This window comes from Streptomyces albospinus, assembly GCF_014648695.1.
GTDB lineage: Bacteria > Actinomycetota > Actinomycetes > Streptomycetales > Streptomycetaceae > Streptomyces > Streptomyces albospinus.
Map to the genome: position 1 here is coordinate 1 of NZ_BMRP01000071.1, position 23,009 is coordinate 23,009.

Consider the following 23,009-nt stretch of genomic DNA (forward strand, 5'->3'; position numbering starts at 1 on the left):
CCATCGCCACCCACCTCACCGAACAACTCACCCCCCGACACCAACCCGCCGACGCACAGACAGATGGCGTTCCGGCCTCGACGCCCGGCAGCCGATCCATCGTCGAGGAGGTCGATCGGCTCGAAGGGCTTCTGTCCGGGCACTATCCCGGGGCGGACGAGCACACGGCGGTCGAGCTGCGGCTGCGCTCGATGCTGTCGCTGTGGCTCATGGCCCGAACCTCAGAGGGCGGCGGCGGATTCGGGGCGGTCCCGGCTGTTCCCGCCACCCCGGGCGAGATCCTCACTCTCATCGATGCCCACGCAGGCATGTCCCACCAGACGCCTACGTATCACGAACGGTAGAGCGACATTTCACGAACGAAGGAGCCCCGAATGGCAACTTGGACCAACGGTGACATCGACCTGCCGCCCCTCAACCCCAGCTGGTGGTCCTGGCACTCTGCACACGGCGGCCTGCTCGCCGCGATCGCCCTCCGGCACGCCGCTCGGCGGACCCGATCCATGCTCCCCCGGTCCCTGCACGCGTCGTTCCTCACGCCGGTCACCACCGGCGCGTTGCGCCTGTCGGCGGAGACCGAACAACGGAACCTGTCGAGCGTCGTCATCCGTTCGACGATGCGTCAGGACGGTGTTCCCGCAGTCTCGGTGACCAGCCTGTTCGGAGACTCTGACGACGCACGCATCGAGCGCTACCGAGAGCACCGGTATCCGCGCATTCCGCCCGTCGAGGACTGCACGCCGTTGAAGCTGCCGGAGGATCTAGTCCGGTTCGGCCAGCATCTGGAGATCCGGATGGCGCCCGGCGTCCGGGCACTCGAAGGCGGTGACGACGCTCGGCTCAGCGCGTGGATCCGATTGAAAGACCTCGAACTGGAACCGGCCGAAGCCGCAGTCGTGCTCCTCGACTCGATGCCGCCCGCGCTGTACGGAGTTCTCGAACAGCCGCTGCCGATTCCCTCAGCGGAGATCTCCGTTCGGTTCACCGATCGGATCGCCGAGCGTGGCCTTGACGGATGGGCGTTGATCGAGGTGCGAACGGAACAGGCGGACGCGGGTTGGACGTTGGAGTCCGGCCGGCTGTGGACTCCGGACGGCGCCCTGATGGGCGTGAGCCTCCAGACCCGGCGCATCGTGGATCCGACCGAAGAGCGGCGGGAGCCCGTACTCCACGGCGCATTGGAGGCAGCCGTCGGTGCGTGAGGTGACGTCGGGGGGACCGATCGCCGGGGCGCAGCCCCGGCCGATTCGGACCACGTGACGAGGGAGAAGGCTCCCAAGGCCCCGGAACCGGGCATCGTGGCCGCTGGACGGCGGTCCGGCGCCCGTGCTCCCGGCCTCTCAGCATCGACTCATATCCAGCCCTCACGGGCAGCCAGCACACCGGCTTCGAAGCGGCTGCGTGCCTGGAGGCGGGTCATCAGGTCGGCGGCCAGTCGGCGCACCGTACGTAGGGAGACGCCCAGTTGACGGGCGGCCATCTCATCCGTGTTGCCCTCGCCGAGGAGGCGGAGCAGCTCGCGTTCCTGGGTGCTGAGACCGCGTTGGTCCTTGCGCACGGGAGTGCCCCAGGGCGTCGCATGCCGCCAGACCTCCTCGAACAGGGCGACCATCGCCATGACGGCTCCCTCGCTGTGCAGGACGAGGGCGCCTTGAGTGGCGTCGCGAGGCACCAGCGGGATGAGGGCGACCTTGCGGTCCACGATCACCAGCCGCATCGGCAGGCTGGGCACGGTGCGGTTCACTCCGCCCAGGGCGGACAGCCACTGCACGTAGCGCGTGGTGGCGGCATCGTTGCGCAGGCTGTCCTGGTAGACACTGCGGAGGGACACTCCCCGCTCCAGGGCGACCTGGTCAAGCGGCTCGCTCGCGTCCATGTCGTCGGGTTTCTGCGGGCCGCCCAGCATGAACGACAGGCACTCGTCCTTGGCGTTCTCGGCCAGTTCGGCCAAGCGCTCGCGGACCATGTCGAGGCCGTCGAGGCGTTCGGCGAGTTCGGGCAGGAAGTCCCGGCGGGAGGTGCCGTACTCCGATGCCAGCAGGGCGATCGACTCCCGGGCGTCGTCGAGTTCCTTCTGCCGGCGGGCCAGGGCCGCCGCTCGGCGCGAGTGCAGGGCGCTGAGACCGGTGGCGGGGTCGACCAGGCGCAATTTGTCGGACCCCGGTTCGGCAGGGCGGAGTAGGTACATTCTGGCAAGTCCGTCGAGGGCCTCCCGTACGGCGTTCTCGGTGAGATCCGAACGGTGACACAGTTCCTCGATGCTCATTTGTGGTGAATCGAGGAGTGAACAGTAGACAACCTCAGCTGCGGGGTCTAAGCCGAGGGCTTCGAGCATGGTTCCTCATTCGTCAGAGATGGGGCAACTGCCTTCGATGGGCGATGACTCCGTGACGGGAGACGACTGCCTGCGAATCGCGCCGCAATCACTTGATCATCGATGTCTCTGGTGAGTCTGACTGGCCGCGGACAACCACTCAAGCACCACGAGGCCAAGCTACGAGGGGAAGGTCAGAGCGGATGGCTGGCCATGATGCACAGGACTGCGGCTGCGCGGTCGGTGTATGAAAGTGGCATGCTGCACCCAGAGTTCAGCCTGACGGCGAGGACGGAAGCGCCCTCTGCGCTGCCCTCGACGAACCGGGTCTCGATGTACCCGTCGTCCCCGCGCAGTGCGGCCGCGCAGCCGGTGTACACCGTCGACGACCCGCATCGTGGGGCGGTGCACCACGATCGGAGGCAGCGCCGTCTGCACCTCGGCCAGGGCGCAGATGTGTCGTGGGTTCTCCCCCTCCAGAACCGAAAGGTGGGGTGAGAGAAAGGAGTTGACAGGCACAAGCTTCGTGTGACAGGGCTCCCCTTCGCCGCCACCCGCACGATGCTCTTCTGCTGCACCGGCCAACACGTCGGGCACGAGCAGTACCCCTCTCCGTACCCCGAGCGCTGGCTGACACCCAGTGCGGATCTGGTCCCGAGCAAGGAAGACCCCGGAACGAATAGCGCCTCCAGGCGCACCAAGTGTCGCCGCTGTGGGCCGACGAAGGTACCGGGATCGACAGACCGCTGGGCGAGGCCGCCGGGCGCCACCTGGGCGAAGAAGTCCGCATTGCACGAACTGCGAGGCAACGTGCCACCCGTGGACGGTCTGCACGCGGACGACACCCTTGGCTCCCATGACCTCAAGACAGGAGCAAAAAACTGCAGTTATCTGCTTCTTCACTGAGGAAGGGAAATCATGCATCACGTGCCAGTTCACCTGCCAGAGACATGAGCGCAGGGGTTGGGGCGAGACGGACGTCCTGTCCACGCAGGACCATGTTCATGCGAGCAAACAGAGAAGGACCTCCTGTCCACCTTCGCTGACAGCGTCTGTACCGTAGAGACACAGATGAACTCTGTCAACTAGTATGGATTTTGGCCTAGTACGGCGGTCATCCTGGCGCACGTAAGGAGCCTGCATGTCATCCCTGGCCGACAAAATCGACAGACTGTTCACCACGATCCGGACGAATGGACGTGAGTACACCTACGAAGAAGTCGCCCGTGGCTGCAGCAAGTTGAGCGGCGGAACATTCTCGAAGACCTACGTCTGGCAGCTGCGGACCGGGCAGCGCGACAACCCCACCAAGCGGCACCTTGAGGCTCTCGCAGCGTTCTTCCGTGTGCCGGTCGCCTACTTCTTCGACGATGATCTAGCCGCCCGCATTGAGTCCCAGTTCGCATTGGCTACCGCGATGCGCGACGCGGATGTACGGGATGTCGCCTTGAGAATCATGAATCTGGACGATCAAACCCGCAAATCCATGGTCCGCATCATCCAGGAGATCACACAGATGCGTCAGCCCAAGGCCGACTCGGAACAGACCAGCGGATCCTGATCGCTCCTCACTCCGAGACCGGCGCGGCAGCCACAGATGGATTCAAGACGGAATGAGTGACGCCAGGCCATGGCCAAATCACCTCGATGTGTTAACCGAACGCAACGTAAACGGTCGGCGCAGCTGTTGGAAAACTGCCAGCGGAGGCTGGCGAGCCTAGGGCTTCCAGGGGCATTTGACACCAGGACGTTGTGCGAACACCTCGGCCGGCAACGGGGGCACCCGATCCACCTGATCCCCATGGTGATGCAAGCGTCCGACCCCTGCGGACTCTGGATAGCTACCAACGATGCCGACTACATCATTTACGAGGCCAACACCAGCAAACTGCACCAGGAGCACATCATCGCCCACGAACTCGCCCATATGATCTGCTGTCATCGCGGCACTGGTGAACTCGACAAGGCCACCATGAACCAGCTGTTCCCGGACCTCAATCCTGAGCTGCTGCGCGATATATTCGGCCGCACCACCTACTCCGACATACAGGAGGAAGAGGCGGAGATCATGGCCTCGTTAATTCTCGAACGAGCCAATCGCCGGTCACCCGGAACCACCTGGACGGTGCCCCCCGAGGCCGCCGAGACCGTTGCACGGATTGAAAGCTCGCTAAAGAATTCTCCAACCAGCACGTCATAGAGGTAGGTCCGGCCTCTGACCCACCTGTCCTTTGGAGTTGCTGTGACTGGAGCCAAGAGCATTGTATTCCCCTTGCTTGCCGCGTTATGTTGGGCGGCGTTTTTCTACAAGATCCGCGGCCTGAGGTTCGAACGGCGCACCCCGGCGCTGCTCGCGTTATTGACCGCTTTCGCTTTGAAGGGCATCGCGTTCGTGCTCGCAACGCCTATGGTATCTCTGGCCGTTGACCGGCAGCTTGGCATACCTGACATAGCGGCACTGTGCATACACCTTCTTGGTGGCGTGGCCTTCAGCGCTGCAGTGCTCGTAGTGCTGGTGTTCTGGGCGCACGCGCCCGAGCAGGCGTGGCCGAGAGCTCGGTGGCGACTTATTATAGCCGTTATCATAATGCTGACGATGCTGTCATTGTGGATAGCGGCCGCAGCCGGGTCATCAGGACGCTCAACACACTATCTCGTGCAGAACGCTCATCGGCCCGTGGTAGCCGTGTATTTGCTCCTATATGTGAGCACGTTGCTGGTGGCACTGGTCGAGATCGCTCGCCTGTGTCGCAAATACGCCGAAGTCGCAGGGCACCCATGGCTGCGCCGTGGGTTGCGCATCACCGCCATAGGTGCGCTGATCTATTCGATCAACTTTGTGAACCGAGCTTCGGCTGTCGTCATCGAACAACTCGATCTCAACCCACTGAAATGGGAGATGTTGACATTACTGGGCGCGGGGATTGGCATACCACTCATCGTCGGCGGTCTCACCATACCGTCCTGGGGACCTCACCTGTCGGCCCTGCATGCTTGGTGGATCAATTACCGAACCTACCGCAGCCTTCACCCCTTGTGGCTCGCGATGTATCAAGAGCTTCCCGAGATCGTGCTACATCCCCCGGCTTCGAGCTTGTCAAATCTGAACTATCGCTTGTATCGCCGGATCATCGAGATCCGTGACGGGCAGATTGCGTTGCGCCCCTACATGAATTCTGAGGTAGCAGTGAGGACGGCCAAGCTGGGCAGGGAAGCTGGCCTAGCCCGCAATGAACTTCGGGCAGTGGTTGAAGCGGCCCAGCTCAAGGCAGCGTTGGGGGCCAAAGTGAAGGAAGGCTCCACTCCAGTTGAGTCAAGAGCCAGTCATAACGTTCCCATGCTCTCCGATCTATCCGGTGGTGACGATCTAGCCAGTGAAGCTCATTGGCTGTCGCAGCTCGCGCGAGCCTTCGCACACTCACCGGTTGTCGCGGCATCGGTGAATGATCGCCGCAGTCAGCGGACTGAACGGTGAGGAGGAGCATCGGGGTGGTTGCCAGCAGTGAAGGACACGTTCAGCATCGACGGACCTGGGCTGTCCGCGCGGCGCGGCTCTTTGACGGGCACGCATTGCGATCCGGGCGCCCACTTGTGCTCATCGATGGCTCGCGCATTGTAGGTGTCGACATGACCGGGGCGCATCCTTCTGCAGACCTGCACGTTCTGGATCTCGGTGACGCCACGCTGTTGCCCGGGCTGATCGACTCTCACGTACACCTCGCCTTCGACCCCAACAGCAAGTCGAAGCAGGCGATGGCAGACGAAGATGCCCACACGACCCTGGCACGCATGCGCGTCCACGCCGAGCAACAGCTGCGGGCGGGTATCACCACCGTACGAGACCTTGGCGATCGTCATCATCTCGCAGTATCACTGCGTGACCACTACACGGCCGGGACGGAGGTAGGACCGGAGATTCTCGCCGCAGGACCGCCCATTACGCGGTCTCGCGGGCACTGCTGGTTCTTGGGTGGCGAAGCCGACGGCATCACGGCCGTGCAGGCCGCAGTCAAGGAGCGCATCGCACGCGGCGCCGACGTAATCAAGATTATGGCAACCGGCGGCGTGATCACTCCCGGATGGGGGCCGCATCAGTCGCAGTACACACTCGACGAACTTGCAGCGGCAACGCGAACAGCCCATGCGCACGGCAGGCCAGTCACCGCGCATGCCCACGGTCCCCAAGGAATCGCTGACGCCGTCGCAGCCGGCGTCGACGGCATCGAACACGTCTCCTTCTTCACCGAGGACGGCATCGAACCCGACTGGAAGACCATTACGGCCATAGTGCAGGCGGGCATCTTCGTCGGCGCCACCGAAGCATGGCTCCCGACAGGCTCGATGGTCGCACCACACATGGCCAGGCGAGTAGAGCAACGGAGCGAGAACTTCGCACAGATGCACCGCGAGGGAGCAAAGCTCGTCTGCTGCTCCGATGCCGGCGCCGGACCACGCAAACCCCACGGCGTGCTCCCCCACGGGATCATCCACTTCGCCTCCCTCGGCCTCACCAACACCGAAGCCCTGGCCTCGGCCACCACACTCGCCTCACAAGCATGCGGACTAGCCGATCGCAAAGGAAGAATCGCCGCCGGCTACGACGCCGACCTCATCGCAGTAACCGACAATCCCCTACACCACCTGGAAACACTGCTCGACATCCAAGCCGTGATCCGAGCCGGCCGCCTCATCCACCCCGACTAGAAGGCTGATGGAGACGTTGGGTTCTGGCCCCAGCGCTTGTGCGTTGGGGCCAGAATCGTTGTTGTGGTTCAAGGAGAGTGGGCCGGGGAGGCGGTCGGGCCGGATGTGTGGGAGATCTGCCGGGAGTTGACCCCGGCGGGGAGTGTGTTCGCGTTCCTGGTCGAGCATCGCGGGGCGCTGTTCCCGGCTTGGATGTTCGCGGAGACGTACTCCTCGCGCAACGGTCGGCTCAGTATGCCACCGCAGATTCTGGCCGCGGTGATCACGCTGCAGACCCTGCACGGGCTGTCGGACTTCGAGACGGTCCAGGAGCTGCGGTGTGACCTGCGGTGGAACGCCGCGTGTGGTCTGGGCCTTAACGACACCGCGTTCGACCCTTCGCTGCTGGCCTACTTCCGCCGTCGGCTGTGCCGCTCGGCCCGGCCGAACCGAGTGTTCGAGGCGGTGCGCGAGGTCGTGAAGGGTTCGGCCGTCGTCGAGAGACGGTGAGAACAGCGGCAACGGGGCTGCCACGGAACCTCACTCCTCCTGGCTGTGCCCTTATCCTCCCCTCCCTGAGAGATACCGTCGCGGCGAGAGGTGGCTGCGCTGCCAGCTCTTACAATCGCGCCATAGCCCAGAAAGTTGTAGCCATCTACACGGATGACCTCACGGGTGAAGAATCCTCGGAGGCCACCCACACCTTCAGCCTTGACGGTGTGCAGTACGAGATCGACCTGGCCCCTGACAGCTACGACCAGCTGCTTGAGGCAATGGCCCCATTCACCAAGGCGGGGCGAAAGACCGGTAGGACCCGCAAGTCCCACAAGGTCACTGCCGTCAGCTGTGACGACAGCGCCGCCATCCGCGTATGGGCCAAGGAAGCGGGCTATGACGTCAGCAACCGCGGCAGGGTGCCGGCCGAAGTGCGCGAAGCGTACGCCAAGGCCCACTGACCTCCTCATACAGGGATGCCCCTCACAGTTCGGTGAGGGGCATCCCTGTATGAACGGACGACATGCACACGCCCGGTCGTGGGCGGATCCTGCACTTATGGCAGCACCGATCGTCGTACACACCCCCATTCCCGACTGAGGGACGTCGCATCACCGGAGGTGTTAGACGATCTTGTTCCTGATGATCTGTGGGAGCGGATAGCCCCGCTGCTCCCGGCCCGTCCGCCGCGGCGGCGCCGCTTCCCCGGCAGGTTGCCGGTGGGCGACCGCGTCGCCTTGGCCGGCATCGTCTACGTGCTGCGCAAGGGAATGAGCTGGCAGGGTGTCCCGGCCGAGCGGATCGGTTGCAGTGGGGTGACCTGCTGGCGTCGCCTGCGGGACTGGACCGAGGCTGGCGTATGGCCCCGCCTGCACGAGACACTGTTGGTCGAACTTCGCAGGTCCGGTCTGTTGGATATGGGCGACGCGGCAGTGGACGGCTCGCATGTCAGAGCCCTCAAGGGGGGCTCACACCGGACCTTCGCCGGTCGACCGGAGCAGACCGGGCAGCAAGCACCATCTAATGGTGAGTCACGGGACCGGTGAAGCCTGAAGCACCACCGGGTCCGGAGCCCTTTGATCAGACGGGCTCACTGGTCCCGTGATTCTGGCAGCGACGTTACCGGTCGGTTGATCGATTCGTTGGTGTCCGGGCCCGGGCTGGTCACCGATGGCATCTGAGGCTCCGGCCACAGTCTGTTGGCGTCCGCCTACGGTTCAAGACTTGGGGAGTGTTATGCCCATTTCGCGCATGGCGTCGGAGGCGGGCCCGCCTTCGGAGCGTTCGGTCTTGTATCCCTTGGTGCGGGGGCGGAGGGTGCAGGGGTCGACGGCTTCGGAGGGGGCGCCGGTGGCGTAGAGGCCGTCGGGCTGCTGGTCGCGGTCGTGGGGTGCGAGCTAGAAGACGCGGCGGAGGAAGGTTCCAGAGGCGCGGGAGGCTTTGGCGGTGGCGCCGAGGATGGCGTAGCCCACCAGGCGGCCGTCGCGGTGGTAGGGGGGTGGCGGCGGCTGGAGACTCGGTCGAGGCTTTGGCGGACGTAGTCGAGGTGGGTGATGTCCTCGAGCCACACGAGGCGGTTTCGTGCGTGAGGTCCGCGGGGTCGATCAGGGCGCTACACAAAGTCCCGGACACGCCCTATTAGCCAGCGAGGTCACGAACACTGTTCGTCAGCGGCATCTGGAGGATCTGCGTTGGTCGTCCGGATTCCATCGGGGTGGTGGTCGATCCAGGCGAGGCCGCCGACGTCGAGCCGGGCGCGGGTTCGGGTGACGGCAACGTAGGCGAGGCGGGCTTCGGCGTCGTCGATCGGGCGAGGAATGGGGCGTCCGGAGTCGTCCTGCTGGTTGCTGTCTCGGGGTGGTAGGAAGTCTCCTGCGATCCGCACACTGGGCCATTCGCGGCCTTTGGCCTTGTGCGCGGTCGAGACAGTGATCTGTGCCTGGCCTTCGTGGGTGAGTTGGTTGACTGCGGCGAGGATGGCGTCCGTGCCGTGTTGGTCGACGAGGTCGACCAGTGGCTGCAGGTCACGGCCTGCCGGGTCATGGCCAGCGTAGTCCTGCAGGTCGCCCCAAGAGGTGAACAGCACGAGTTCGTGATGGTTGGTGCGGCGGCCCTCCTTGAGGTCGCGGGCGGCCAGGGCCAGAGCGCGCAGGCTCTCCCCTCCCCCGACCAAGGCGACTCTGTAGTCGGCGGCCAGGAGTTGGACGACTTCGGTGATGGCGCCGACGTTGGTGCGGCACAGCACGGCATCGGGCTGTGCGACGATGCCGAGTTCGGTGGGGACTTGAGGGCTGCCTTGCAGGCGGATCGGCGCGTCGGCGATCGCCAGCCAGCGGTTGGCTTCGTCGGCGAGGCGGGGGCCGAAGCGGAAGGACTTTGATAGGGCCAGGGCGGTGCCGTCGAATCCGGTCATGACGTCTTTGGCGCCGCGCCATTGGTAGATGGCCTGGGCGGAGTCGCCGACCATAACGAGCTGGGCGTGGCTGCGCTGGTTGTTGAAGATCTGCTCGACGACGGGGTTGGTGTCCTGGGCCTCGTCTAGGAGCAGGAAGTCGGCGTCGATCTTCGGGTCTGTGAGGGACCAGATCTTGAGGTAGTGGTCGTGTTCGAAGCGAACCTTTCCGTCGTCCGGGTGCTGGAGATCGGCCCAGGCTTTGCGGGCGAACGGCGTGATGAGCTGGGCCAGTTGCTTGTGCAGGGGTTGGTCTTCGAGGCCGCGGAGGCGGGGGACGTGATGGTGGGTGATCGTGGAGTCGGCGGAGTGGCAGAAGTGGGTGACAGTGCGTAGGGCGGCGTTGGACAGGGTGCGTTGTGACACCTCGCGTTCGCCGATACGGGCGGGTTTGGTGATGCCGAGGTCTTGTCCGGTCTGCCAGGCGGGGCGGCGTGGTGCGTTGAGGCGTCGGGTGTAGCGGTGGCCGATGGCGGCGAAGGCCAGAGCGTGGGCGGTTTTGCAGGTGACGGTGGTGGGGAAACGGGTGGCGGCGTCGCGGGCGATGGCCCGGTTGTAGGCGAGGTAGTGACCGCGGCGCTTGGTGCCGTGGGCGAGCAGGGCCAGGGTCGTGGTCTTACCGGTGCCCGCACCGGCTTGCAGGGCCAGGTGGTCGCCGGCGTGGAAAGCGTCGGCTGCTGCCGTCTGTTCGTCGGTCGGCTTCATGGGGTGGGTCCTTCGGGGAGACGGGTGAGCGCGTGCCCGACCGCGGACAGCAGGGCGCAGGGGTGGTGCGGGCGAGCAGGTGGCGCACGGCGCGGTCGAGGCGGTCGGCCTCCTGGTCGGCATGTTCGGCCAGGGCGCGGTGGAGGGCCAGGTGCAGGAAGCGTTCGGGGGCTGGCCCGCGCGGCGTGCACCGGCTTTGAGGGCGCTGTGGGTGGCGGGTGTCAAGACCAGGTTAAGCAGGACCTGGCCGCTCGCGTCCGGGTAGTGGGTGGTGATGACGTCGATGGGCAGCCGGGCGGGGAGGCGGTGGAGGCGGCGGCGCACGGCTCGGTCGGGGGTTTCGGCGGCCACGAGGGTCATCAGGCGGGTGGCGTCGCTGTTGGCCGCAAGTGGCCAGGCCCGGGCGGTACGGCGGAGTTCGGGGGCCGCCAGGGGCCGGATCAGCGTGATCTCCAGGGCGTGGTGGTACCGCATCGTCACCGGTGCCTGGGCGTGCGGGTCGGGGTGTGGGGCAGGCGGGTGCAGATGTGCGCCGCGTGCAGGAGAGGGTCGAAGGGCTCCCACTCGGCCACCGCCAGGTCGGCTGCCTGTGAGGCCGCTGCGTGGAGAGGGCATCGCTGAGCTCGCCAACGCTGCTGCTCCGAGTAGGGCAGGTGATTGAGGCTGTAGACGGCCATCTCCGATGCCGGAAGGGCGAGTTGCCCGTACTGCGGTGTGGTGGACACGAGTGTCCAGATGCCCGTCGGTACGTCTGGGGCGAGGACGGGATGGGTGCAGCGGTTACGTAGGCGGGTCTGTACGACACATCGGATGTCGTCGACGGGGCGCTGGGCGAGGTATCGGCAACAAAGAAGTTGGACCACGGGGCGTGCCGGTCGGCATGAGCCGTGGGGTGACGGTGTGGGTTGGATGGGTGGCGGGGTGAAGGCGCCGGTATCGAGCAGGCGCCGGGTGCGGAGTGCCAGGCGGCGGCGGATTTCGGCGAGTTGGGGGGTGAGAGGGGCGCTGGCGGGCCGGGTGGGGCAGAGGGCGATGTGGGGGACGCGGCACCAGGGTGTGCCGTCGTGTGCAGGGTGGGCGATGCCGGAGCTGACGTGCCAGCAGTGCGTGGCAGGGATGCCGGCTGCGGGCATCTCGTGGGGGTGGAGGCTGATGGGGTTGTGGTTGGTGCGTGTGTGCCAGTCGATGCGGTTGCCGCAGTCCCGGCAACGGCTGGACTGGGCGGAGCGCAGGAGCCGGCTGGGGCTGTCCGCGGCGACGCGCAGGGCGCGCTGACGATGATGTGGGCGAAGTGGGCTGCCGTCCCATCGGCGGGCGGACGAGGTAGTGGTGGAGCGCATGTCCGTGAAGGTGGCAGGAGGCGCGCCGGGAACACGGTGTCAGTGCCGCTGTGGTCCTGCGTACGGGCCAATCGCCACGTGAGCGCATTCGAATCTACGTATGCGCGTTCGCAGGAGGTTACTGGATCGGGTGATCTGTAGGAGCTGGACCGTGGGGGCTATTCGACGGTGTCAGCCGGGGGCGCATGCCCATCGCAGAGGGTGCTGAGGAGGTGGTCGACGGGGACGCCGAGGGCGTGGGCGAGGGCGTGCCAGGTTTTGAGGGTGCCGATGGTGCGGCCTTGCTCGATTTCGATGAGGGTGCGTCTGGCCAGGCCACTGCGGCGGGCGAGTTCGTCGTAGGACCATCCGCGCTCGCCCCGTAGCCGTCCCAGCTCGAGGCGCAGGGCGGTGAGGTTCGGGTCGGGCGGGAAGATCGTCACTCCACCATCCGACGGTGCAGACCCTTGCCCTGTCAGTGCAGACCTCTGCGCTATTTCCGCAGGTGGCGGCCACGCAAGCCAGGGCAGAGGTCTGCACTACCGTTCCGCCCACCCCTCCCCCAGCAGGCGTCGCGACAGGGCGGCCGACGCGGATGAGACAGAAAGGCGTGCGTCCATGCGGCTGTGCGCGACCGGACGACCCGTGCGGCGCATCTGGACCGTCGAGCTGCGACCGCAGCCCGGCGGCCCTGTCATGCTCTGCCCGCACTGCCCGCCGGCCAGCGGGGCACTGCACTCGGAGGCGGCGGCGCGGCCCGCCGTGGTGGCGCATCTGGCCGGCCATGCCCGCCGTGACGCCCTCCCGGTGCATCTGCGGACCTGCCAGTGCCAGGAGCGCGGCTGTCCATGGCATCCGCGGCATCGTGGCTGCTCGGGCCGGATCGCACTGGTACTGACCCGGGAGAGCGGAGGGCGCCTGTGGCGGCTGGCCGATGCCTGCACCGCATGCGCCCAGGCCACCGCACACAGCGCCGTCGTTCCCGAAGCCGCCTCCGGCCCTGCCTTGGAGCTGCCCCGCAGGTGTGAGTCGAGACAGAAGAAGCGACGCAACCGAGGGACCGCTCCCTCGCCAGTGGTACGCATCCGCGAGATGCTCAGCTACCTGGCCGCCGCGCTACCCCCCGAAGTGGTCGCCGATGCCCGGCTGCTTGCCGTCCAGTGCGCTTTGCGCGCCACCGGCTCAGGGCAGCTCATGCTTCCGGTGGGCCTCCTGCGCGGCATGCGCATGGCGCAGCAGCAAGGCCCATGGCAGGCGCTGGAGAAGGCCGGATGGCTCGTCCGTCTTCCCCGCCCTCACCCGCCGACCGACATCTGCCGGATCGCGGCGCAGCTACTCGACGCCACCGTCCTGACGCAGGCGCCAGGGCGGGCAGGCCGTACCCAGGCCGCGCACGCGGCGCTGCGCCTGACCTCACATCCGGCACTTCGCGAACTATCAGCCTCGGAACAGCTGGTAGGGCTGACGCTTGCCACGCACTCTTGCCCCAACACCATCAAAGGCGTCATCGAGGCTGAACGGATCGGACGCGTATGCGCCGTCCCCCCGGACGGCCTGGCTGCCACTCTCGACCGCCTGGTTACCGCCCAAGCAGCACGGTCATGGTCCTATGACCTTGGATCAGAGGACATTACCTGGAGCCTTGGGCACGTGTTGGCCGACTGGAGCAACCACCCTCTCCCCCACCACGATGTCCCATCAGGCTGACTTCCGCCTCGGCCTGTAAGCACGGGCGACATTGCGCACGCCGACCCGGAGGGCGCCCCACTCCGGGGGCTATTCAGCACCCTCAACCTGGGCCACCTCACGACGTTGGCCAGTGCACGACGATCGGCGCGTTCGGAGGCGAGGCCCGGTTTTTTGCATCTGTGCGTGAACCTAGAGGCGATCTGTTCACTCGATCGAGCGGCACGCGACAGCCACCTATCCCCCGAGGAGCACCAACCACACTGACGACGAATCGGCAACTGAATTCGCTAATTCTAGAAGAAAGCGATCACTTGTGATTGAAGTTGTCGCAGCTGCGACCTCGTCGCGATCGCGTCCCTTTGAAATTTCTCCATTTGCAGATGTGGGCACGGTGAGTGGCGGCCAATTAGCTAAGTATTCAAGTAGTTTGGTGATTTGCATGGCGCTGTCGCGCGATGGCGTAAGAGATTGTCGGCGTTGTAGCTTCAATCTCATCCCAATGGAGGGATACCCCCCGGGAAGTGGCGGCATCCACTCCCGGGGGTACGTTGCGATCGAGACAAGGTGGTTTGATGTTCGACCGACTTCGCCGAGGCTCTGTGTTCCTGCCTGCGGCGACGCGTGAATTTAGCATTCCTCGGCCGGTCTACGCCGAAACCGGGGTGCTGCATGTCTGGGATGTCACGGTGCGCATGAGCGCCTTCATCGCGGCGCTGGCTGTCTTGTTCCCCGTCACCGGCGGGACCGTGACGGCGGTTCTGACGGGTGCGTCCTCCCTGGCCCTGGCTGCCCTTGCCCGCGGCTCTTACGTCCGCTACCTGCGGATTCGCCTCAAGTGAGGTATGGAGCCCCTGTCTTTGACCACGCAGTACCTCGAAGGCAGGGGCTCCTGCGATGGGCGGCTGGCACGTGAGAGTTAAGGCGTCTTTGCGTTCTGCGCTCTCATAAAAATCACCAAACCGGGGAGAGAAACACACCGTGAGTCCCCAAGCGGGCTACCGGAGCTGCGCATACTGCGGGAGACGTTTCCTGCAACGGACAGGCCCGGGACGCAAGAAGGATTACTGCAACCCCACATGTCGACGACGTGCACAGCGTCAACGTGACGGCGCAACCCCTGCTCCTCAAACCATGGAGTCCTGCTCGTGGGGCCGCGTGGTTTCTGAAAGTGTCCACGTCTTGGCGGCTCGTCTGGTGGCAGCGGAGCACCAGCACTTACCGATAGACGTACTGCTGGAACACGCCACCGATCTGGGACGTGAGGTTGGGTATTACACTGCCGCAGCCGTGCACGACGCTCGGGCTGATGGCGCCAGTTGGGAGGCTGTGGCTGCTGCCGCAGGTGTCAGCGTCGAGACAGCACGGGATCGATGGGGCGAGCGGAAGGTCAAGCGCCTTCTGACGCGTCGCGCCCAGGAGCAATGTCCCTGCCGCTCTCACCAGAACAGTGCCCGGCGCCATGGCTTCGCCGAGGCGGTGCCCCCCGAACCGGAGGCTACGGCGGGGGCGGGCAGTGCAGTGGGGGGCTCACACAAGCTGGCTTCCGCGCTCTCGTACCTGCAGCGCAAAAGCGGCATGACCATCACTGATGCGGCGCAGCAGGCCGATCTCTCCCCTTCTTACGTCTCACGTGTGCTGGCCGGCGACCGGGTGCCGAGCTGGGCGGTGGTGCACATGCTGGCGACGATTTTCGGGGGGCAGGCGTCCGAGCTGCGGATGTTGTGGGAGAGCACTCAAGGTGGGGCGCACCCGCCCCGGCAGACGGTGAAGGGGGCGGCGCAACGTCTGCAGGACGCGTTCCGCGGCCTGTATTTGGCGGCTTTCTGCCCTGACCTTGAGGATGTCACCATCGAGGGGCAGGTGTCAGCTGCCACCGTGACGGAGGTCTTGCGGGGCAATGTCGTCCCTGACTGGGAAACAACGGGTGCTCTCGTAGCGAAACTGGGTGGTCATCCGGGAGACTTCCGTCGGTTGTGGGAAGAGTTCCACTACGCCTTTCTCGCTTCTCAGGTGCACTTCCCGCCTGATGGTCTGTCCCGGTGGGTGCTGCCCGGATCCGACCCCGATGCCGGCGGAAGTTCTGCTTGACTCGCTGTGGTTTCTCGGGCAGCGCACCTCGAGCTGAGTGGGCTTCGCAGGGTTGCATCGACTCGGTTGCACCCCGGCTACCGCTGCAAGGTTCCCAGCACCTGATGCGCATCGACCTCAAGCGGCCACGAGAAAGCTCGCTCCAGACAGCACAGCGCGTCTCGTTCACCCGCCCAACCGTTTGCGGCCTTGGGTAGCAGACGATGATTTGGCCTGGCGATGACAGGCCTGAACTGCCTTGCCATGCAGGGCTCGCCCGTCTGTTGACGGGGTATCAACGGAGATCTCACCTTATGACCCGTCCACCGTATCCCTTCGCCCGGCTGTGTTCGGCAGCAGATGACCGTAGTCGTTCCCTGCGACCATCAGCATCACAAGGCTTCGCTGCCTTTCAGTTGCTGTACGAGCACAAATACCTGCGATATGCCCAGGAACGCCTGGGATCCTTGGCCCTGGGCCACGGGGCAGTTGTGGCAGCCTTCAGTGCCCTGTCGGCCATCTGGGCAGAGGTGCTTGGTCGTTCGTGTCCTGGCACGGTGTCCTGGCAGGTCTTGGGTCACACCGTCTCCGCGGTCCGCTCTGCCTCGCTCTGTCCGAGCATCGACGTCGACGCCCTGTACGAGGTGCTGCCGGTGCTTCAAGCAGACGCCGTCCTCCTGCGGGATCGATTGGGGATGTCGCTGTCGGGCGCAGCCGATCTCATGGGGGTGGACGAGTCGGCCCTGGTTGTTCTTCAGCGGCTGGCGGACCGCTCGCTCGACGAGGCCTGACTCTGCTCGAGCCCTTCTGTCACCGGCCCAACGAAGCCGGCGTCCTGCTCTCGTCTTGCTCTGCGAAAAGAGCTCTTTCTTCGTAAGCTTCCGGCTGGCCGAGGCAGGCCCGGCGAGGAAGCTGCCCGGGTGGCACGCAGGTGTCTGCTCCCCACGTGCTCCGGTCCTCCAGGAACGGCTTCCGAGGGTGCGCCCGGTGCCGATTTCACTCCGCGGCGCGGGCAATTGCTCCCCAGCGCTCTTCATCCCTCCTTCGTGTACTGGCTGTTCCCTGACATGCCTTCTAGCATCGGGTGTTGCAGTAGTGACACGTCTCCGGCGGATGCGCAAGGGGGCGGGAGAATCAGGGAGATGGCCGCATTTCTCATGCCATTGACGTCACCCGGCCGAGTGTGGCGCGCATGTACAACTGGCTCCTGGGGGGCAAGGACAACTACGCGGCCGATCGGCACGCGTCGAGGTTGCTTCTCCAACTCGCTCCGAGCTTCGGCGAGCTGGTGCGCAGCAACAAGCTGTTCGTGAGGCGGGCTGTCCGGCTCTTGGCTGAGCAACATGGTGTGAGACAGTTCCTTGACCATGGGGCCGGGCTGCCGGCGCAGGACAATGTGCACCAGGTTGTTCAGCGGGTGGATCGGGATGCGCGTGTCATCTATATCGACAAGGACCCTATGGTCCTGGCGCATGGACGTGCTGTGCTGGAGGAGAACGATGAGACAGCGGTCGTCCAGGCAGATGTGACGGACACGGACCGCATCTTCGGTCATGCCGAGGTGCAGAGGCTGATCGACTTCAGGCGTCCGGTGGCTGCGCTGTTCGTTTCCGTCTTGCACTGCTTACCTGACCAGGTAGATCCGATCGGGATGGTGCGGCGCGTTGCGCAGCGACTTGCGCCGGGGAGCTTCGTCGTCGTGTGCCAACTCAGCAGTGAGGATGCTCAAGTACGTTCGATCATCACGGATTTCATGCGGGGAAGCGTCGGTGAATGGGGCCGGGTGCGGACGCGTCGCGAGGTCGCTGCGTGCTTCGACGGCATGGATGTCCTGGATCCTGGGCTGGTGGATGTTTCCTCCTGGCGGCCCGAGGAGGGCGAGGCTCCGCCGGCGCCGCACGTATGCCACGAGTACGGCGGAGTCGGCATGATCCGCTGAACGCGGCCTGCGTCATCGCTGTTCTTGGGACCGGAACTTGTCGATCGCTTTCTCCAGCAGCACCCTGGTGCTCCGTCGTGTCTCGGCGACGACGGCGAGCTCGTCGAGTACGTGACGATAGGACTCGACGTCGGATCGCTTGCTCAGGTAGAGGGCGCTGTTGATGTGTTCCAGGTAGATCAGTTCTGACGGGCCGTTAGCAGGGAAGGCCATGTGCGCTACAGGAGCACCGGGGCCGATGCTGGCTCCTTTTTCGAAGGTGACGATCTGGATGCCGACCCCGTCGCGTTCGGACAGGCGGTGTAGGTGTTCCAGCTGTTGTCGGATGACCTGTGGGCCGCCAACGGGGCGCATGAGGATGCCTTCGTCCAGCAAGAATGTCAGTCGAGGCGGAGTGGCTCTGTCGAGGAGTCGCTGCCTCAGGTGCCGCAGTTCGAGTCGGCGCTGTATCTCTTCCTTGGTGGCGTGCGGCATGGCTGCCTTGATGATGGCGCTTGTGTAGTCCGAGGTCTGTAGGAGCCCGGGTACGAGGTGTACCTCGTAGGAGCGGATTTCGGTTGCTGAGTCCTCCAGGCCGATCAGCCGCTTGAGCCATCCCGGGGTGATGTCGCTGTACTGGTGCAGCCAGGTTTGGCTCTGGGACTGTCGGAGGAGTTCGCGGATCTCGTCCAGGTGGTCGGGGTCTGTGACTCCGTAGAAGCGGACAAGATCGAGCACGTCCTGCTCCCTGGGCGGGCTTTCGCCTCGCTCCATCCTGCTGATTTTGGAGATGGAGGCGCGGATCTGGGGCGCCACGTCCTTGAGCGCGAGGCCGTTGCTGCGCCTGAGGTGGCGGAGGTGCGCTCCGAGTACTTTGCCGGCAACGAAGGGGTTGTCGTCTTCTTCGTCCTGCGAGGAGAGCGCTCCCTGAGCCAGGGGTGACACTGGGACCGTGAGGTCGGCGGGCATGCGAACTCCTGTGTCGGGACTGGCTACGCAGGCGTCAGTATCCCAGGGTGATGTCCGCATGCCCGCCGCGGCGGGGTTTGACCTACGTTTGTCTTACGCGGTCACGTGGTCGAACTCGCCGCTCTTGGCGCCGGCTACGAACGCCTTGAGTTCGTCGCGGGTGTAGATGAGTGCCGGGCCGTCGGGGTACCGCGAGTTGCGTACCGCAACGTCGCCCTGGGGTAGTGCCGCCACTTCCACACAGTTGCCGACTGCGCTGCTGATACTGCTCTTGAGCCACTGTGCGTCGCTGATCGAGTTCGCCGGGACACCGTTGTCGAAGCGCTCCATCATGACCTCTTTCCACCGCGCTATTCGAATGTCCGCTCTGACGCGGACAGTGATCCGGCTGCCTTCCGTGCCGGGCAGCCGGTAGCACCGCCATCCCATGCAATCTCATATGCAATTGCATGGGCGGTGGGATGCTGGAGATATTAGCCTTGTACCAAGGTGGCCGAACTCCCCCGAACGGGTGCACTGTTGAGGATCTGTCTCCTCAATCACCCCAGCTCACGAGATAGTTCACAACGAGTCGACGAGAGGGTAGAAGTTGACAACGAGCGAGCCTGCTTTGCGCTCTGTGGCCGCCCCCAGGCTGACCGACTGGGGCTTGGCGATGGGGCTTGAGGTGCCTCGCTTCACCGCACACCGCTTCACCACATGCCCAGCCGGCCTACGCAAGGTCCGCCGCCACACACGTTCGACAATGCAAGCATGGGGTCTGTCGGCCTGCGCTGACGAAGCCGTCATGGTGGCCAATGAGCTGGTAACCAACGCCCTGCGGCACGGGCTGACTCAGCAATCGCCCAACGACGTGGGATGGCTGGGGCTCATGCACACAGCCAACACAGTGACGTGCGCTGTCAAGGATTCCAGCAGCATCATGCCGACCTACGCTCCAGCACACCTTCTTGCCCGCTACGGGCGCGGATTGTGCGTCGTGGACGCACTCAGCTGCAGCTGGGGCTGCTCGACACTCGAGGGCACGGGAAAGACGGTCTGGGCATGCCTCCCGACGGAGCACGAGGGCACAAAGCCTCATGAGGTGACTTCTTACCTCTGAGACCTTCAACAGCCCGCTCGGTTGCGGCTCGACGGAGTTCGACGCTACCGGACTGCACCGACGTAATCGCGCTCGCTGGTCGCTCCGTCGGGGACTGTACGGTCGTGTCGTTACGGGCGCATCCGGTCGATGATGGGCCGGAAGTCTTGGTGGAGCCTGGTCACCACGAACGCAAGTGACAGGTAGTACGAGGCTGGTCGGGTACGCCGTTCACGGGGAGACGTGGAGTGTGAATGGCGAGAATGCCTTCCTCGGCGGCAAGGACCATGACGGTCTCGACGATCGCGATGTCGCGAACGTTGAATCCGAGCGGGATCGTCAGGACGCACGCGGCGGTGGCAGGGTCCCAGATCCGCGCGGCGCCATCGGTATGGCCGGTCGCGAGCAGGGTGCGGCCGTCCGGGCCGGGGAACGCCTCGATCACGTTCACCAAGCCGCTGTAACCGGTGAGTGGTTCCGCGGCAGGAAGGCCGGTCGCCAGATCCCAGATCCGGACCGCCTCGTCGTCGCCTGTGGCGAGCAGGGTGCGGCCGTCCGAGCCGGGGAACGCCGCCAGAGCCTTCTGGTTGCGGAGCCGGTTGGCCAACGGTGCGCAGACTTCCGTATCGGCAACCGGATCCAGGATCCGCACCAGGCCGAGGTCGTCCGAGGCGGCGAGCAGAGTGCGGCCGTCGGGCCCGGCGAAAGCCGCCCATCGCCACCCGCCGTCAGCCGCCCACAGCCGTCTGCTGTGGACGGCCAGTGGCTCGCGGGCCGGCATGCCGGTGGCGAGGTCCCAGATCCGCACCGTCTCGCCGTAGGCACCGGTGACGAGCCGGGCATGGCCGTCGGGGCCGGGTAGCACCGCCACTCCGCCGAAGAAACCGTTGTCACTGGTGAGGGGTTTGCCGACCGGGGCGCCGGTGGCGGGGTCCCAGATCCGCACCGTCCCGTCGTTGCCGCACGTGGCGAGCCGGGTGCGGCCGTCGGGGCCCGGGAACGCCGCCACGTCGGTCACTGTGCCCTGATGGCCCCACCCCGAGTCCTGGTGGCCGGTCAGGGGTACACCGACCTGGGCACCGGTGGCGGAGTCCCAGATGCGCACGGCACCGTCCCGGCCCGCGCTGGCGAGCAGCGTGCGGCCGTCAGGGCCGGGAAAGGCCGTCACCGCTTCCACTCCGGCCCGGTAGCCGGTGAGGTCGTGGCCGGCCCTCGACCACCGACCCGCGCGGACGGCGCGACGGGTGCCAGCCCGAGCGCTTACCGCGATGATGTGGAAGGGCTTCGAAGCAGCCGTTCGGGGGCGCCGAGACCGTACTGCGCGGTGAACGCGGTGAACTGCTCACGCACGGTTGCGAGAGCGGTGCTGGGTCCCGGATGAGACAGGTCGATTTCATCGGAAAGGTACTGGGCCGCACGGGCCCACGCGTACACACCAGTCGGAGAGACCGGCAGTAGTTGAGGGATTCCGCTGGGGTCATACCCCTTGCTCTCCTGGATCAGTCCGCCGACGACGTCGCCGAACAGACCGGACGGAATTCGGTAGACCAAGATGAGCTTGCGAGCCCTGTCGAGGAAGCCGGGCTCCTCCAGGTACCCCTTCTGCATGCTGGACAACACGGCGATGATCGTGCTCAGCCCCCGCATGACTTGCACGGTCCCCAGATGACTGCCCATCTGGGCGGCGAGATGCCCGGAGAGGTCGCGCACCACCCCCTCGAAGGATTCGATCGTGACCTGATGGTCGGTGTTCTGCAGAAGCGACAGCAGTTCGAAGGCACAGTCCACGTCCCCGAATCGGCTGTGGGCCTGTGCCTCATGCGGAGAGGAATGCTGCAATCGGGCATTTGCCAGCGCAAGTTCCTGAGCCCGGGCAGTCACCTCGGAGGCTGTGGCGGGTAGCGCTGCTGCTGCCCGGTCCGCCAACTGCTGCACATCCTCCAGCCATGGCCTGATGAGGTCCAGGGTGCGGTCGAGGCGGTAGCCCGTCCGCGGATCGCTTGCCAGGACGATTGCGCTGGCCATGGATCGCCACCGAATGGAGGGGAGCACGGCCTCCCCGGCGGGGAGGGAATCGTGAACGTTCATGATGGTCATGCGCTTGGAAGCCAAGGTTTCCTGAAGGCTGGGAATGAAGGAATCTCCAGGAATCACTTGCTCCGCGTGCCGAGCGATCTCCTTAACCGCGCTGACTAGCAGGAGTGCGTCACGCAGGCGGCGGAGCGTGCCGATTCCGCAGCGGTCCACCCGCCCTCGCTCAGCCGCTTGCCGCTCCGTCTCGGTGGTGTGGGAAGCCGGCAGCTCATACCGCTGGCCCCGGATGCTTTCGGTCCGTAGCCACTCGCCCATCTGCTTCACGGAACCGAACCCGCCGATAACCGTCTGCTCACCGAGTTCGACGTTCCAACAGTATGTTGCGTCCTCCATCCAGGCGTCCTGGCCTACAGCTTCTGCTCCGAGCACATCAACGACCGCGCACGTCACCAATGCGTCGGCGTACCTCCTGAGATCTGTCCCTGGCCGTGCCCTACGAACCCGACGGCGAATCTCAGGATCCCGCCGTGCAGCCGAGATGGCTGCTTCAAAAGCTGACTCTGGGGACGCAGCACAAGCGACCACCTTCGCAATCCGCGCATGGAGTCCACCGTTACGTTCTTGCACGATGTGCCAGTGCAGGGCCTTCTTCACGCCCGCCTCCGGCACCGGAACCTCCGGTTGGGTCGCGAAGACCTCCAACACGCACTCGGCACGCGGTCTTCCGGGACGCGTCACAGCGACCAGCGCCCTCGCAATCAACAGTGCGTCTTCATGCACACGTGATGTGGAGCCCGGGCCACGGCCGAGCCCTCGCCTTGTATTTCGAGGAATCGCCCCGTCAGCCCGGTAACGCCGAAGTTGATCGAAGGTCATGGCCTCAGCCAGCTCCTGAAGAAACCAGCTGTCCTCCCTGCTCGGACCAGCGCGCGTCATGGGCCCACTTTAGAACTGCGCAACCAGAAACGGGGGCGGCAGGGCGGGGGTCCGGCTTACTGGACACGCACCACAGCGGCTCCCGCCAACGAGGAGCCGCTGCGCTCAGTCGCCGACTGGATCCAAGTAGAAGGGGTCCCTTTATGCACTCCACAAGCCGACCACTGATTCCGTCCGTCGTTGGCGGCGTCGGCGGTGTGACTACGACACTCGTCAGTGCGCCGTGGTGGCTCACCGCTGCAAGCTTTGGCTGCCTCGCCTTCGGCCTCGCCGTCGTCGCCGTCCAGTCGGTCTTCCCGCAGGAGTCCGCTGACCGGCTGGCCTGGTGGCGTGACCGCCGACGCGAC

The 23,009-nt window shown here is 65.3% G+C and carries 22 protein-coding genes and 2 pseudogenes; 15 read left to right on the forward strand and 9 right to left on the reverse strand.

Annotation, left to right across the window (positions count from 1 at the left end):
* On the forward strand, positions 1 to 344 hold a 344-nt coding region (locus tag IEZ17_RS39040), incomplete at its 5' end, for a hypothetical protein (RefSeq protein WP_189308384.1).
* A gap of 30 nt (positions 345 to 374) precedes the next feature.
* Entirely contained in the window at positions 375 to 1,202 is an 828-nt protein-coding gene (locus IEZ17_RS39045; RefSeq protein WP_189308385.1) for a thioesterase family protein, read from the forward strand.
* Between the two features lie 149 nt (positions 1,203 to 1,351).
* On the opposite strand, the gene IEZ17_RS39050 is transcribed toward IEZ17_RS39045, so the two are convergent.
* Positions 1,352 to 2,266 (reverse strand): helix-turn-helix transcriptional regulator, encoded by a 915-nt coding sequence (locus IEZ17_RS39050; RefSeq protein ID WP_229853058.1) that lies wholly within the window; start codon positions 2,264 to 2,266, stop codon positions 1,352 to 1,354.
* 1,189 nt (positions 2,267 to 3,455) lie between these two features.
* On the opposite strand from IEZ17_RS39050, the gene IEZ17_RS39055 reads away from it, so the two are divergent.
* From IEZ17_RS39055 to IEZ17_RS39085, 7 genes and pseudogenes are all read left to right on the forward strand, one after another.
* Entirely contained in the window at positions 3,456 to 3,875 is a 420-nt protein-coding gene (locus IEZ17_RS39055) for a helix-turn-helix transcriptional regulator (RefSeq protein WP_189308387.1), read from the forward strand.
* Between the two features lie 240 nt (positions 3,876 to 4,115).
* On the forward strand, positions 4,116 to 4,514 hold the full coding sequence (locus tag IEZ17_RS39060; protein ID WP_229853059.1) for an ImmA/IrrE family metallo-endopeptidase: 399 nt from the start codon (positions 4,116 to 4,118) through the stop codon (positions 4,512 to 4,514).
* Between the two features lie 42 nt (positions 4,515 to 4,556).
* Complete coding sequence (locus tag IEZ17_RS39065; protein WP_229853060.1) at positions 4,557 to 5,789, forward strand: MAB_1171c family putative transporter; 1,233 nt, start codon at positions 4,557 to 4,559, stop codon at positions 5,787 to 5,789.
* Positions 5,790 to 5,905: 116 nt separating this feature from the next.
* Entirely contained in the window at positions 5,906 to 7,018 is a 1,113-nt protein-coding gene (locus IEZ17_RS39070; protein WP_229853061.1) for a metal-dependent hydrolase family protein, read from the forward strand.
* A 63-nt stretch (positions 7,019 to 7,081) separates the two neighbouring features.
* Entirely contained in the window at positions 7,082 to 7,507 is a 426-nt protein-coding gene (locus IEZ17_RS39075; RefSeq protein ID WP_229853062.1) for a transposase, read from the forward strand.
* Positions 7,504 to 7,953 (forward strand): histone-like nucleoid-structuring protein Lsr2, encoded by a 450-nt coding sequence (locus IEZ17_RS39080; RefSeq protein ID WP_308427749.1) that lies wholly within the window; start codon positions 7,504 to 7,506, stop codon positions 7,951 to 7,953. Before IEZ17_RS39075 ends, IEZ17_RS39080 begins: the two co-directional genes overlap by 4 nt.
* A 159-nt stretch (positions 7,954 to 8,112) precedes the next feature.
* A pseudogene (locus IEZ17_RS39085) lies at positions 8,113 to 8,518 on the forward strand (transposase); the annotation flags it as partial.
* 191 nt (positions 8,519 to 8,709) lie between these two features.
* Here IEZ17_RS39085 and IEZ17_RS43505 read toward each other — a convergent pair.
* From IEZ17_RS43505 to IEZ17_RS39105, 4 genes and pseudogenes are all read right to left on the reverse strand, one after another.
* Positions 8,710 to 9,112, reverse strand: a pseudogene (locus IEZ17_RS43505) (DUF6009 family protein).
* Positions 9,113 to 9,143: 31 nt separating this feature from the next.
* The gene (locus IEZ17_RS39090; protein ID WP_189308390.1) at positions 9,144 to 10,649 is read right to left on the reverse strand and encodes a UvrD-helicase domain-containing protein; all 1,506 of its coding nucleotides are present in this window, start codon (positions 10,647 to 10,649) and stop codon (positions 9,144 to 9,146) included.
* Positions 10,650 to 11,125: 476 nt separating this feature from the next.
* Positions 11,126 to 11,989 carry a DUF6083 domain-containing protein gene (locus IEZ17_RS39100; RefSeq protein WP_189308391.1) on the reverse strand — a complete coding sequence of 288 codons (864 nt, stop codon included), beginning with the start codon at positions 11,987 to 11,989 and terminating at the stop codon, positions 11,126 to 11,128.
* A gap of 158 nt (positions 11,990 to 12,147) precedes the next feature.
* Positions 12,148 to 12,411, reverse strand: a complete 264-nt coding sequence (locus IEZ17_RS39105; RefSeq protein WP_189308392.1) for a helix-turn-helix transcriptional regulator — start codon at positions 12,409 to 12,411, stop codon at positions 12,148 to 12,150.
* A 649-nt stretch (positions 12,412 to 13,060) separates the two neighbouring features.
* On the opposite strand from IEZ17_RS39105, the gene IEZ17_RS39110 reads away from it, so the two are divergent.
* The 5 genes from IEZ17_RS39110 to IEZ17_RS39130 all read left to right on the forward strand — a co-directional run bounded on the left by IEZ17_RS39110 (position 13,061) and on the right by IEZ17_RS39130 (position 17,663).
* Entirely contained in the window at positions 13,061 to 13,675 is a 615-nt protein-coding gene (locus IEZ17_RS39110) for a hypothetical protein (protein WP_189308393.1), read from the forward strand.
* 554 nt (positions 13,676 to 14,229) lie between these two features.
* Complete coding sequence (locus IEZ17_RS39115; protein ID WP_189308394.1) at positions 14,230 to 14,496, forward strand: hypothetical protein; 267 nt, start codon at positions 14,230 to 14,232, stop codon at positions 14,494 to 14,496.
* Between the two features lie 292 nt (positions 14,497 to 14,788).
* Positions 14,789 to 15,745 (forward strand): helix-turn-helix domain-containing protein, encoded by a 957-nt coding sequence (locus IEZ17_RS44050; protein WP_268249892.1) that lies wholly within the window; start codon positions 14,789 to 14,791, stop codon positions 15,743 to 15,745.
* A gap of 536 nt (positions 15,746 to 16,281) precedes the next feature.
* Positions 16,282 to 16,515, forward strand: coding sequence for a hypothetical protein (locus tag IEZ17_RS39125; RefSeq protein WP_189308396.1), 234 nt, complete (start codon positions 16,282 to 16,284; stop codon positions 16,513 to 16,515).
* 359 nt (positions 16,516 to 16,874) lie between these two features.
* Positions 16,875 to 17,663, forward strand: coding sequence for an SAM-dependent methyltransferase (locus IEZ17_RS39130; RefSeq protein WP_189308403.1), 789 nt, complete (start codon positions 16,875 to 16,877; stop codon positions 17,661 to 17,663).
* A gap of 12 nt (positions 17,664 to 17,675) precedes the next feature.
* Here IEZ17_RS39130 and IEZ17_RS39135 read toward each other — a convergent pair whose 3' ends face one another.
* Together IEZ17_RS39135 and IEZ17_RS39140 are read right to left on the reverse strand one after the other, a co-directional pair.
* Positions 17,676 to 18,611, reverse strand: coding sequence for a helix-turn-helix domain-containing protein (locus IEZ17_RS39135; protein ID WP_189308397.1), 936 nt, complete (start codon positions 18,609 to 18,611; stop codon positions 17,676 to 17,678).
* Between the two features lie 93 nt (positions 18,612 to 18,704).
* On the reverse strand, positions 18,705 to 18,941 hold the full coding sequence (locus IEZ17_RS39140; RefSeq protein ID WP_106965936.1) for a DUF397 domain-containing protein: 237 nt from the start codon (positions 18,939 to 18,941) through the stop codon (positions 18,705 to 18,707).
* A 325-nt stretch (positions 18,942 to 19,266) separates the two neighbouring features.
* On the opposite strand from IEZ17_RS39140, the gene IEZ17_RS45140 reads away from it, so the two are divergent.
* Positions 19,267 to 19,713 (forward strand): ATP-binding protein, encoded by a 447-nt coding sequence (locus IEZ17_RS45140; protein WP_373300070.1) that lies wholly within the window; start codon positions 19,267 to 19,269, stop codon positions 19,711 to 19,713.
* Positions 19,714 to 19,873: 160 nt separating this feature from the next.
* Here the strand turns inward: IEZ17_RS45140 and IEZ17_RS39150 are convergent, their stop codons facing one another.
* The gene (locus IEZ17_RS39150; RefSeq protein ID WP_308427750.1) at positions 19,874 to 20,965 is read right to left on the reverse strand and encodes a WD40 repeat domain-containing protein; all 1,092 of its coding nucleotides are present in this window, start codon (positions 20,963 to 20,965) and stop codon (positions 19,874 to 19,876) included.
* Complete coding sequence (locus IEZ17_RS39155) at positions 20,953 to 22,119, reverse strand: hypothetical protein (protein ID WP_189308400.1); 1,167 nt, start codon at positions 22,117 to 22,119, stop codon at positions 20,953 to 20,955. Before IEZ17_RS39155 ends, IEZ17_RS39150 begins: the two co-directional genes overlap by 13 nt.
* Positions 22,120 to 23,009 lie beyond the last annotated feature (890 nt).

What these genes read in the sequence shown, in the direction of transcription:
- IEZ17_RS39045 (WP_189308385.1), top strand. Translation starts at nt 375, where the DNA reads ATGGCAACTTGGACCAACGGTGACATCGACCTGCCGCCCCTCAACCCC.
- IEZ17_RS39050 (WP_229853058.1), bottom strand. Translation starts at nt 2,266, where the DNA reads ATGAGCATCGAGGAACTGTGTCACCGTTCGGATCTCACCGAGAACGCC.
- IEZ17_RS39055 (WP_189308387.1), top strand. Translation starts at nt 3,456, where the DNA reads ATGTCATCCCTGGCCGACAAAATCGACAGACTGTTCACCACGATCCGG.
- IEZ17_RS39060 (WP_229853059.1), top strand. Translation starts at nt 4,116, where the DNA reads ATGGTGATGCAAGCGTCCGACCCCTGCGGACTCTGGATAGCTACCAAC.
- IEZ17_RS39090 (WP_189308390.1), bottom strand. Translation starts at nt 10,649, where the DNA reads ATGAAGCCGACCGACGAACAGACGGCAGCAGCCGACGCTTTCCACGCC.
- IEZ17_RS39100 (WP_189308391.1), bottom strand. Translation starts at nt 11,989, where the DNA reads ATGCGCTCCACCACTACCTCGTCCGCCCGCCGATGGGACGGCAGCCCA.
- IEZ17_RS39110 (WP_189308393.1), top strand. Translation starts at nt 13,061, where the DNA reads ATGCTCAGCTACCTGGCCGCCGCGCTACCCCCCGAAGTGGTCGCCGAT.
- IEZ17_RS39115 (WP_189308394.1), top strand. Translation starts at nt 14,230, where the DNA reads ATGTTCGACCGACTTCGCCGAGGCTCTGTGTTCCTGCCTGCGGCGACG.
- IEZ17_RS44050 (WP_268249892.1), top strand. Translation starts at nt 14,789, where the DNA reads ATGGAGTCCTGCTCGTGGGGCCGCGTGGTTTCTGAAAGTGTCCACGTC.
- IEZ17_RS39135 (WP_189308397.1), bottom strand. Translation starts at nt 18,611, where the DNA reads ATGCCCGCCGACCTCACGGTCCCAGTGTCACCCCTGGCTCAGGGAGCG.
- IEZ17_RS39140 (WP_106965936.1), bottom strand. Translation starts at nt 18,941, where the DNA reads ATGGAGCGCTTCGACAACGGTGTCCCGGCGAACTCGATCAGCGACGCA.
- IEZ17_RS45140 (WP_373300070.1), top strand. Translation starts at nt 19,267, where the DNA reads ATGGGGCTTGAGGTGCCTCGCTTCACCGCACACCGCTTCACCACATGC.
- IEZ17_RS39155 (WP_189308400.1), bottom strand. Translation starts at nt 22,119, where the DNA reads ATGGAGGACGCAACATACTGTTGGAACGTCGAACTCGGTGAGCAGACG.